Annotated in this window: 11 protein-coding genes and 1 pseudogene; 11 read left to right on the top strand and 1 reads right to left on the bottom strand. The window is 72.0% G+C overall.

Going from position 1 to position 10387, the window contains the following annotated elements:
- Positions 1-299: 299 nt before the first annotated feature.
- Complete coding sequence (locus tag ACFRU2_RS39850; RefSeq protein WP_382981209.1) at positions 300-932, bottom strand: TIGR03085 family metal-binding protein; 633 nt, start codon at positions 930-932, stop codon at positions 300-302.
- Positions 933-1016: 84 nt separating this feature from the next.
- Here ACFRU2_RS39850 and hisI point away from each other — a divergent pair, with 84 nt between their 5' ends.
- The 11 genes and pseudogenes from hisI to lgt all read left to right on the top strand — a co-directional run bounded on the left by hisI (position 1017) and on the right by lgt (position 10267).
- Positions 1017-1406 (top strand): phosphoribosyl-AMP cyclohydrolase, encoded by a 390-nt coding sequence (hisI, locus tag ACFRU2_RS39845; RefSeq protein WP_250743796.1) that lies wholly within the window; start codon positions 1017-1019, stop codon positions 1404-1406.
- A gap of 31 nt (positions 1407-1437) precedes the next feature.
- A complete protein-coding gene (locus ACFRU2_RS39840) occupies positions 1438-2928 on the top strand; it encodes an anthranilate synthase component I (RefSeq protein WP_382981207.1) in 1491 nt (496 codons plus the stop codon).
- Positions 2929-2942: 14 nt separating this feature from the next.
- Complete coding sequence (locus ACFRU2_RS39835) at positions 2943-3617, top strand: TIGR02234 family membrane protein (RefSeq protein WP_382981206.1); 675 nt, start codon at positions 2943-2945, stop codon at positions 3615-3617.
- A gap of 111 nt (positions 3618-3728) precedes the next feature.
- Complete coding sequence (locus ACFRU2_RS39830) at positions 3729-3980, top strand: HGxxPAAW family protein (protein ID WP_250743834.1); 252 nt, start codon at positions 3729-3731, stop codon at positions 3978-3980.
- Positions 3981-4051: 71 nt separating this feature from the next.
- Positions 4052-4522 (top strand): DUF2752 domain-containing protein, encoded by a 471-nt coding sequence (locus ACFRU2_RS39825; protein WP_274552370.1) that lies wholly within the window; start codon positions 4052-4054, stop codon positions 4520-4522.
- 162 nt (positions 4523-4684) lie between these two features.
- On the top strand, positions 4685-5494 hold the full coding sequence (trpC, locus tag ACFRU2_RS39820) for an indole-3-glycerol phosphate synthase TrpC (RefSeq protein ID WP_250743801.1): 810 nt from the start codon (positions 4685-4687) through the stop codon (positions 5492-5494).
- A gap of 9 nt (positions 5495-5503) precedes the next feature.
- Positions 5504-5713, top strand: a complete 210-nt coding sequence (gene trpM / locus ACFRU2_RS39815; RefSeq protein WP_250743802.1) for a tryptophan biosynthesis modulator TrpM — start codon at positions 5504-5506, stop codon at positions 5711-5713.
- A 197-nt stretch (positions 5714-5910) separates the two neighbouring features.
- Complete coding sequence (gene trpB, locus ACFRU2_RS39810) at positions 5911-7176, top strand: tryptophan synthase subunit beta (RefSeq protein WP_250743803.1); 1266 nt, start codon at positions 5911-5913, stop codon at positions 7174-7176.
- Positions 7173-7985, top strand: coding sequence for a tryptophan synthase subunit alpha (trpA, locus tag ACFRU2_RS39805; RefSeq protein ID WP_382981203.1), 813 nt, complete (start codon positions 7173-7175; stop codon positions 7983-7985). Before trpB ends, trpA begins: the two co-directional genes overlap by 4 nt.
- Positions 7986-8125: 140 nt before the next feature.
- Positions 8126-8911: pseudogene (locus tag ACFRU2_RS39800) on the top strand (DsbA family protein); the annotation flags it as partial.
- 333 nt (positions 8912-9244) lie between these two features.
- Entirely contained in the window at positions 9245-10267 is a 1023-nt protein-coding gene (gene lgt / locus ACFRU2_RS39795) for a prolipoprotein diacylglyceryl transferase (RefSeq protein ID WP_382981201.1), read from the top strand.
- Positions 10268-10387 lie beyond the last annotated feature (120 nt).

Genomic DNA, 10387 nt, shown 5'->3' with positions numbered 1-10387 from the left:
GGGCTGGATTTTGGCCGGCGTCGGCCTGCACGTGCCCGCCGTGAAGCGCCGGAATTCGCAGGCGTCCGTCTGCACGGGCCCGCAGGTACATCCAGCGCCGCAGGGAAATCCAGCCCCTCCGGCGTTTGAGGAGCGGGGGTCCGGGGGCTGGCCCCCGGGCACGGCGCCGCACGTGGAAAGGGTCCGGGCGGAGCCCGGGGAACGGTGGAAGGGTGGGTAGGGGACCTTGCCCCGCAGGGCCGACCCCGCCGCGCGCCGGGCCCGTGCCGGGACGGCAGTGGTGGGCGCGCCGGGCGGGACTAGATGCCCAGCGCTGCCCTCGTGAGCTGGGCGATGGCCTCCTTCGGGCCGTCCAGTTCCACCGCGGCAGCGTCCTGGCGGCCGAAGCAGAACAGGGTCAGCTCCCCGGGCTCGCCCGTCACCGTCACCACCGGCGCACCCTTGTGCGCCACCGCCGTCTGGCCGTTCGGCCGCCGCAGGACCAGGCCCACCGGGGAGCGCCGGCCCGTCAGGCGGGCCAGCTTCTCCAGGCGGGACCAGAGGGAGTCGGAGAAGACCGGGTCCAGCGGGCGCGGGGACCAGTCCGGCTGGGCGCGGCGGACGTCCTCGGCGTGGACGTAGAACTCCACCGCGTTCGCCAGCTCGTCGATCTGCTTCAGCGAGTAGAGGGACATCTTCGGCGGGCCGGTCCGGATCAACTGGATGAGTTCCTCGTACGGCTTGGCCGCGTACTCCTCCATCGCCTTGTCCAGGCGGGCCTTCAGCACGTTCAGGAGCAGTCCGCCCGCCGCGTCCGGGCGACGCTCCCGGACCACCACGTGCGCGGCGAGCTCCCGTGTCCGCCAGCCGTCGCACAGCGTCGGCGCCTCCGGGCCCGCCGACTCCAACAGGTCGGCCAGCAGCAGTCGTTCACGCTTCGCATGGGTAGACATGCGGGCCAGCCTACGGCTGGAACCCGCCCGGTGCCTGCCCATCAGGCGGACAGGGATCCTTGATCGTCCCCCGGGCCCGGCACAATGGCTCCCATGAGTACGTCCTCCCTCGATCCCGCCATCGCCGCCCGCCTCAAGCGCTCCGCGGACGGTCTGGTCCCGGCCATCGCCCAGCAGTACGACACCGGTGAGGTGCTCATGCTCGGCTGGATGGACGACGAGGCCCTGCACCGCACCCTGACCACCGGCCGCTGCACGTACTGGTCGCGCAGCCGTCAGGAGTACTGGGTGAAGGGGGACACTTCCGGCCACTTCCAGCACGTGAAGTCCGTCGCGCTCGACTGCGACGCCGACACCGTGCTCGTCAAGGTGGACCAGGTCGGGGCGGCCTGCCACACCGGTGCCCGGACGTGTTTCGATGCCGACGTCCTGCCCCTGGCCGGTCCCTCCGGCCCCACTGCCGAAGCCGAATAGCCGAAGCCGATCACAAGTAAGGTCCCACGCCATGGATCTTGAGACGTTCCGCAAGCTCGCGGCCGACCGCCGCGTCATCCCCGTCAGCCGCAAGCTGCTGGCGGACGGTGACACGCCCGTCGGGCTCTACCGCAAGCTGGCCGCCGAACGCCCCGGGACGTTCCTCCTGGAGTCCGCCGAGAACGGCCGCTCCTGGTCGCGCTACTCCTTCGTCGGCGTCCGCAGCGCCTCCACCCTCACGGTCCGCGACGGCGAGGCCCACTGGATCGGCACCCCGCCCGTGGGCGTCCCGACCTCCGGCGACCCGCTGGAGGCCCTGCGGCAGACGGTGGAGGCCCTGCACACCCCCCGCGACCTCGCCTCCGGGATGCCGCCCTTCACCGGCGGCATGGTCGGCTACCTCGGCTACGACATCGTGCGCCGCCTGGAGCGCATCGGCGAGCACACCGAGGACGACCTCCAGCTGCCCGAGCTGACGATGCTGCTCACCTCCGACCTGGCGGTCCTGGACCACTGGGACGGAACCGTCCTGCTCATCGCCAACGCCATCAACCACAACGACCTCGCCGCGGGCGTGGACGAGGCGTACGCGGACGCCGTCGCGCGCCTCGACGCGATGGAGGCCGACCTCGCGCGATCCGCCCCGTACGCGCCGATGCCGCTGCCCGCCTCCGAACTGCCGGAGTACTCGGCCCTGTGGGGCGGCGAGAAGTACCAGGCCGCCGTGGAGGACGTGAAGGAGCGGATCCGGGCCGGCGAGGCCTTCCAGGTGGTGCCCTCGCAGCGGTTCGAGACCCCGTGCAGCGCCTCGGCGCTCGACGTCTACCGGGTGCTGCGGGCCACGAACCCGTCCCCGTACATGTACCTCTTCCGCTTCGAGAACGGCTTCGACGTCGTCGGGTCCAGCCCCGAGGCGCTGGTCAAGGTCGAGGACGGGCGGGCCATGGTCCACCCCATCGCCGGCACCCGGCACCGCGGCGCCACCCCGCAGCAGGACAACGAGCTCGCCGACGAGCTGCTGGCCGACCCCAAGGAGCGCGCCGAGCACCTCATGCTCGTCGACCTCGGCCGCAACGACCTCGGCCGGGTCTGCGAGCCGGGTTCGGTGGAGGTCGTCGACTTCATGAGCATCGAGCGGTACTCGCACGTCATGCACATCGTCTCCACCGTCACCGGGCGCGTCGCCGAGGGCAGGACCGCCTTCGACGTCCTCACCGCCTGCTTCCCGGCCGGCACCCTGTCCGGCGCGCCCAAGCCGCGCGCCATGCAGATCATCGAGGAGCTGGAGCCCACCCGCCGCGGGCTCTACGGCGGCTGCGTCGGCTACCTCGACTTCGCCGGGGACTCGGACACCGCCATCGCCATCCGCACCGCGCTGCTGCGCGACGGGAAGGCGTACGTGCAGGCCGGCGCCGGGGTCGTCGCCGACTCGGTGCCCGAGCTGGAGGACGCCGAGTGCCGCAACAAGGCCGCCGCGGTGCTCCGCGCGGTGGCAGCGGCGAACCGCCTCCACGGCGCCTGAGCGCGTAGGGGATAGTGGGGTACGTGAGTGCCGTACCCCCGCCCCGAACCGAACACGCCGATGCCGTCGCCGAGCCCGAGGCCCCCTCGGGCCGCGGCGGCCGCCGCAGCGTGGCCGTCGCGCTGCTGCTCGGCGCGCTCGGTGCCACCGTCGTCCTGCTCGCCTCCGGCCGCGTCTGGGCCCGGGGCGTCGCCGCCATCGGCGGCGGCTCGCTGCCGGTGACCGCCGACGGGCGGGCCGTCACCGGCCTGCCCGCCGCCCTGGCCATCGTCGGGCTCGCCGCCCTGGTCGCCGTCTTCGCCGTACGCGGCCGGAGCCGGCTGCTGGTCTCGGCGCTGCTCGCGCTGAGCGGCCTGGGCGCAGGGGCGGCCGCCCTGGCCAACGCGGACGGCCGCCGTGCCCTGGACGCGGAGGCGGCCCGTACGACGGCCGACACCGCGGCCCACGTGGCCGGCCTGACCCATACGGCCTGGCCCTACGTGACGGCCGTCGGCGGGGCGCTGATCCTGCTGGCCGGACTGCTCGCCCTGCGCTTCGGGAGCTCCTGGCCCACGATGGGCGGCCGCTACGAGCGCGACGGCAGCCCCCGACCCCGCAAGGCGGCCGTGGTGGACCCGGACCGGCCGGAGGACCTGTGGAAGGCTCTGGACCGGGGCGAGGACCCCACCGGCCCGGAACCGACCCCCTGAACCCCTGAACCCCTGATCCAGGAGCCGACCCCGTGAACGAGGTCGCCGCCTGGTACGGGACAATGACCATCGAGCGTGCGACAGAGCACACCCGAGTACGAGGAGCAACTCATGGCGGGCACTAGCCACGGACACACCCCGGCCGCCTGGACCGGTGTCATCATCGCCTTCATCGGTTTCAGCATCTCCGGCGCCTTCATGGTGCTGGCGAACCCGCTGGGCTTCTGGGCGGGCCTCGTCGTCGTCGCCATCGGCGGTGTCGTGGGCATGGCCATGAAGGCCGCGGGCATGGGTGCGCCGAAGTCCGCGCACCAGGACCTCGCCGAGGTCATCGCCGCGAACCGCGTCGCCGCGAAGGTCTGACGGGCCTGACCAGGCGGTAGCCGTACGCAGGTTTTCGAAAGGCGCGGCCCTGTCGGGCTGCGCCTTTTGTCATGAGCGGAGAGAATCAGCGGGTGGACGCCTCCTCAGGAACGACCGACCTCGCGCCGCCTCCCGCGCCCGTATCCCGGGCCGGCCGGCTGGCGCGTCCGGCGCTCACGCTGGCCGCGGCCGCCGCGGCCCTCGCGTACGTGGGGACCGTGGACCCGAACGAGCCCGGCCACTATCCGGTCTGCCCGCTGTTCCGGCTGACCGGGGTCCTGTGCCCCGGCTGCGGCGGGCTGCGCAGCGCACACGCGTTCGCCCATGGCGATCTCGTGACAGCAATCGGGGCAAATGCGCTGGCGGTCGCCGGCTACTTCTTCTTCGCCGGAGTCATGCTCCTGTGGCTGGTTCGCGCCTATCGGGGGGTGCCGGGCCCGAGGCTCGTCGTACGGCCGTTGTACTGGTGGGGGATCGGTGCGGTGGCCCTGGTCTTCTCCGTTGTCCGGAACCTGCCCATGGGCTCTTTCCTGGCGCCCTGAGGTATAGCTGAAGTAAAGATTCCGGATGTCCATTTAATGGGACGCCGTCAACCGCGTGCGGAGGGCAAGGCGTCCTGCGGATACCATTTGAACTGCTGACCTTGCAGTTGTACGTGTCTGCAAGGCGGCCGACCGTCATCGACCCGGAAGGGGGCCGCTCGCGTGAGTGTGCTCGACGAGATCATCGAAGGGGTCCGCGAAGACCTTGCCGAACGGCAGGCTCGCGTCAGCCTCGACGAGCTCAAGGAGCGTGCCGCCAAGGCGCCCCAGGCCAAGGACGGCGTCGCTGCCCTGCGCGGCGACAGCGTCAAGGTGATCTGCGAGGTCAAGCGTTCCAGCCCCTCCAAGGGTGCTCTCGCCGCCATCGCCGATCCGGCCGGGCTCGCCGCCGACTACGAAGCGGGCGGTGCGGCGGTCATTTCCGTCCTCACCGAGCAGCGTCGTTTCGGTGGCTCGCTGGCCGACCTGGAGGCCGTCCGCGCCCGCGTGGACATCCCGATCCTGCGCAAGGACTTCATCGTCACGGCGTACCAGCTGTGGGAGGCCCGCGCCTACGGCGCCGACCTCGTGCTGCTGATCGTCGCGGCCCTTGAGCAGGAGGCCCTCGTCTCCCTCATCGAGCGGGCCGAGTCCATCGGCCTCACCCCGCTCGTCGAGGTCCACGACGAGGAAGAGATCGAGCGTGCGGTCGCGGCAGGCGCCAAGATCATCGGCGTCAACGCCCGCAACCTGAAGGACCTCAAGGTCGACCGCTCCACCTTCGAGCGGATCGTCGGAGAGATCCCGGCCCACATCGTCAAGGTTGCCGAATCCGGCATCCGCGGGCCGCACGACCTGATCGCCTATGCGAACGAGGGCGCGGACGCCGTCCTCGTCGGGGAGTCCCTGGTGACCGGCCGCGACCCGAAGGCGGCCGTGGCCGACCTCGTCGCCGCCGGCGCCCACCCCGCCCTGCGCCACGGGCGGAGCTGACCCGCACCCATGGCCCGAAACCGCCCCTCCGTCCGCACCCGACCGGGCTCCGGCCTGGCCGGCGTGCCGACGGCGCACGCGCCCCTGGCGCGCGGCTGCCGCCCTCGCGGCTGCCGCGCCCCGGCCCGGCGCGTGCGCGGGCGTCGGGTCCGGTACGTGATCGGCTCCGAGCCCGGTCAGGTCAACGGCATGCGATGGCGACCCGGAGTCGCGTCGTAACGAGACCCGCCGGACGGTGTACGTCGTACACCCACGTCCGTCGGCGTCCCGTCACGGTCCGTCCCCCCGAGCCGCCGGCTCCGGGGCGGGCCGCTCCGCACCCTCGTACGCCCATGCCCCAGCGGGGTGTGCGCTTCGCGGGCGGACGGCGCAATACGGTGAAGGCATCCGCGTCGCATCCGTAGGAGTACCTGGGCATGTCCAGCGCCAGCAGTTTCTTCATCCCGGACCCCGAGGGTCACATCCCCAACGCCGAGGGCTACTTCGGCGACTTCGGCGGCAAGTTCATCCCGGAGGCGCTGGTCGCCGCCGTGGACGAGGTCGCCGTCGAGTACGAGAAGGCCAAGGGCGACCCGGCCTTCGCGGCCGAGCTCAACGACCTGATGGTCAACTACACCGGCCGTCCCAGCTCCCTGACCGAGGTGCCGCGGTTCGCCGAGCACGCGGGCGGGGCGCGGATCTTCCTCAAGCGCGAGGACCTGAACCACACCGGCTCGCACAAGATCAACAACGTGCTGGGCCAGGCGCTGCTCACCAAGCGCATGGGCAAGACCCGCGTCATCGCCGAGACCGGCGCCGGTCAGCACGGCGTGGCCACCGCCACCGCCTGCGCCCTGTTCGGTCTCGAGTGCACGATCTACATGGGTGAGATCGACACCCAGCGCCAGGCCCTGAACGTGGCCCGGATGCGGATCCTGGGCGCCGAGGTCATCGCGGTGAAGTCCGGCTCCCGGACCCTGAAGGACGCCATCAACGAGGCGTTCCGCGACTGGGTCGCCAACGTGGACCGCACCCACTACCTCTTCGGCACGGTCGCCGGCCCGCACCCCTTCCCCGCCATGGTCCGCGACTTCCACCGGGTCATCGGCGTCGAGGCACGCCGCCAGATCCTGGAGCGCGCCGGACGCCTGCCCGACGCCGTCGCGGCGTGCGTCGGCGGCGGATCGAACGCCATCGGCCTGTTCCACGCCTTCATCCCGGACGCCGACGTCCGCCTGGTCGGCTTCGAGCCCGCCGGACACGGCGTGGAAACCGGTGAGCACGCGGCGACCCTGACCGCGGGCGAGCCGGGCATCCTGCACGGATCGCGTTCCTACGTCCTGCAGGACGAGGAGGGCCAGATCACCGAGCCGTACTCCATCTCGGCCGGTCTGGACTACCCGGGCATCGGCCCCGAGCACTCCTACCTGAAGGACGCCGGCCGCGCCGAGTACCGCGCGGTCACCGACGACCAGGCGATGCAGGCCCTGCGCCTCCTCTCCCGCACCGAGGGCATCATCCCGGCCATCGAGTCCGCGCACGCCCTCGCGGGCGCCCTGGACCTGGGCAAGGAGCTCGGCAAGGACGGCCTCCTCGTCGTCAACCTGTCCGGCCGCGGCGACAAGGACATGGACACCGCCGCCCGGTACTTCGACCTGTACGACGCCAAGACCACCGGCAGCACCGAGGGGGAGACCAAGTGAGCGGCACCATCGAACTCCTGTCGGCGACCCTCGCGAAGGCGAAGTCCGAGGACCGCGCGGCCCTGGTCGCCTACCTCCCGGCCGGCTTCCCGACCGTGGACGGCGCCATCGAGGCCGTCAAGGCCGTCATCGCCGGCGGCGCGGACGTGGTCGAGATCGGCCTCCCGCACAGCGACCCGGTCCTGGACGGCGCCATCATCCAGACCGCCGACGACATCGCCCTGCGCGGCGGCGTCAAGATCGCCGACACGCTGCGGACGGTCCGCGAGGCCTACGAGGCGACCGGCGCCCCGATCCTGGTCATGACGTACTGGAACCCCATCGACCGCTACGGCGTCGAGCGGTTCACCGCCGAGCTCGCCGAGGCGGGCGGCGCGGGCTGCATCCTGCCCGACCTGCCGGTCCAGGAATCCGCGCTGTGGCGCGAGCACGCGGCCAAGCACGGTCTGGCGACCGTCTTCGTCGTGGCTCCCAGCAGCAAGGACGAGCGCCTCGCCACCATCACGGCGGCCGGTTCCGGCTTCGTCTACGCCGCTTCGCTGATGGGTGTCACCGGCACCCGTGAGTCGGTCGGCAACCAGGCGGCCGACCTGGTCCGCCGTACCCGCGCCACCAGCGACCTGCCGGTCTGCGTGGGACTGGGCGTCTCCAACGCCGCCCAGGCCAAGGAGGTCGCGGGCTTCGCCGACGGTGTGATCGTCGGCTCCGCCTTCGTGAAGCTGCTGCTGGACGCGCCGGACCTGCCCGCCGGGCTGGCCGCGGTGCAGGCGCTCGCGGGCGAGCTCGCCGAAGGCGTGCGCCGCAGCTGAGGCGTGCGCCGGAGCCGACGGGCGGCGCGTTCGATCGCGCAGACGGACCCCTGAGCGGGTTCTGTAGCCCGATCGGGTGGAAGTAGGGGCAGGGAGGCACGAGAGTGCCTCCCTGCTTCGTTTGGCCGAACGTGAGCGACATGAACGACGGTGCGAACCGCGATGCGACGAAACGATCGGCCCGCGAGCGACTCCAGGCGGAGCGCGAGAAGCAGAAGGCGAGGGACAAGCGCCGGCGGACCCTCGTGGTGTCGGCGGCGGTGGTCGGCGTCCTCGGGCTGGCGGCCGTCGTCGGCCTGATCGCGGCGAACACCGGCAAGGGCGGATCCTCCGCCAAGGGCGGCCCGCTGGTCGCCCCGTCCGGGGCCACCGGCAAGGACGCCCTCGCCATCCAGACCGGCAAGGACGGGGCCCCCTCCACGCTGACCGTGTGGGAGGACTTCCGCTGCCCGGCCTGCAAGGCCTTCGAGACCAACTACCGGGAGACCGTCCACGAGCTGGAGGCCAAGGGCCTCCTCAAGGTCGAGTACCACCTGGTCACCCTCATCGACGGGAACATGGGCGGCACCGGCTCGCTCAAGAGCGCCAACGCCGCGGCCTGCGCACAGGACGCCGGGAAGTTCGCCCCGTACCACGACGTGCTCTTCGACAACCAGCCCGAGGAGACCAACGACGCCTTCGGCAAGAACGCCAAGCTGCTGGAGCTGGCGGGGAAGGTCGACGGCCTGGACACCCCCGCGTTCCGCACCTGCGTCGAGGACGGTACGCACGACAGCTGGGTGAACAAGTCGCAGGACGCCTTCCGCGCGGGCAAGTTCCGCGGGACCCCGACCGTGCTGCTCGACGGCAAGGACATCTTCGGGGACCAGGCCAACCCGCTGACCCCGCAGAAGCTGAAGGAGAAGGTGGAGGCGGCCGGCAAGGGCGGAGCCGGCACCGGGAAGGCCTCCCCGTCGGCTTCCGCTTCCGCTTCGGCCTCGGCGGCGTCCGGGTCTTCGGCCAAGTCCGCGTCGCCGTCCTCCGCGGCGGCGGGCTCGGGGAAGGCCTCCTCCGGCCGCTCGGCCACGCCCTCGGCCTCCTCCTCGGCGCCGTCGGCACGCTCGGCGGGGCGGTCGGCGACCGGCGGTTCGGGCTCCGCGGACGCCTCCTCGGAGCACGCCGGGATGCCCATGGACCACTGAGGGCAGTCTCGATTCGGGAGCAGCTTGCCGGGCGGGTTGCGGTCACCGCCGTCCGGCAAGGTAGCGTCGGGTCTTGCCATGAACCTTGCCTTCATTCCCAGTCCGTCGACGGGCGTGCTCCATCTCGGGCCGATCCCGCTGCGCGGCTACGCGTTCTGCATCATCATCGGCGTCTTCGTCGCCGTCTGGCTCGGCAACAAGCGCTGGGTCGCGCGCGGCGGTAAGCCGGGCACGGTCGCGGACATCGCCGTGTGGGCCGTGCCGTTCGGCCTGGTCGGCGGTCGCCTCTACCACGTGATCACCGACTACCAGCTCTACTTCGGCGAGGGCCGCGACTGGGTCGACGCCTTCAAGATCTGGGAGGGCGGCCTCGGCATCTGGGGTGCCATCGCGCTGGGCGCGGTCGGTGCCTGGATCGGCTGTCGCCGGCGCGGCATCCCGCTGCCGGCCTGGGCCGACGCCCTGGCCCCCGGCATCGCGCTGGCCCAGGCCTGCGGACGCTGGGGCAACTGGTTCAACCAGGAGCTGTACGGCCGCGCCACCGATCTGCCGTGGGCGGTGGAGATCACCGACGGCCCGAACCGGGTCGCCGGGACCTACCACCCGACCTTCCTCTACGAGTCCCTCTGGTGCATCGGTGTCGCCCTGCTGGTGATCTGGGCCGACCGCCGCTTCACGCTCGGACACGGGCGGGCGTTCGCGCTGTACGTCGCCGCGTACTGCGTGGGGCGCGGCTGGATCGAGTACATGCGGGTCGACGAGGCCCACCACATCCTCGGCCTGCGGCTCAACGTGTGGACCTCGATCGTCGTCTTCGTGCTCGCCGTGGTCTACCTGGTGCTGTCGGCGAAGCTGCGGCCGGGCCGCGAGGAGATCGTGGAACCGGGCGCCGACGCTGACGCCGTGGCCGGCGCCAAGGACGGGGACACCCCGGCCGAGGACGGCAAGGCCAAGGGCGCCGAAGCCAAGGGCGCTGCCGAGGCGGAGGCCGAGCCGAAGGACGCCAAGGCGGAGGCCGCCGACGGCGAGACCGAGGCCGAAGGCACGGCCGCAGGCACGGGTGAGGACAAGGCAGAGGCCCCCGGGGCCAAGAAGCTCTGACCGGTCTTCCGGTCGAACGGGAGGGGGGGGGGGGAACACACACGGGGGAACCCCCCTCTTTTTGTTCGCCAGGGGGGGAGACGAGGGGGACGCCACAGCAGAAAAGGAAAGAAGGAAAAA

It is taken from the genome of Streptomyces sp. NPDC056883, assembly GCF_042788835.1.
Classification (GTDB): Bacteria; Actinomycetota; Actinomycetes; order Streptomycetales; family Streptomycetaceae; genus Streptomyces; species Streptomyces stoeckheimensis.
Note: the sequence above shows the minus strand (reverse complement) of the source record. Positions and strands in the feature narration are given on the sequence as shown.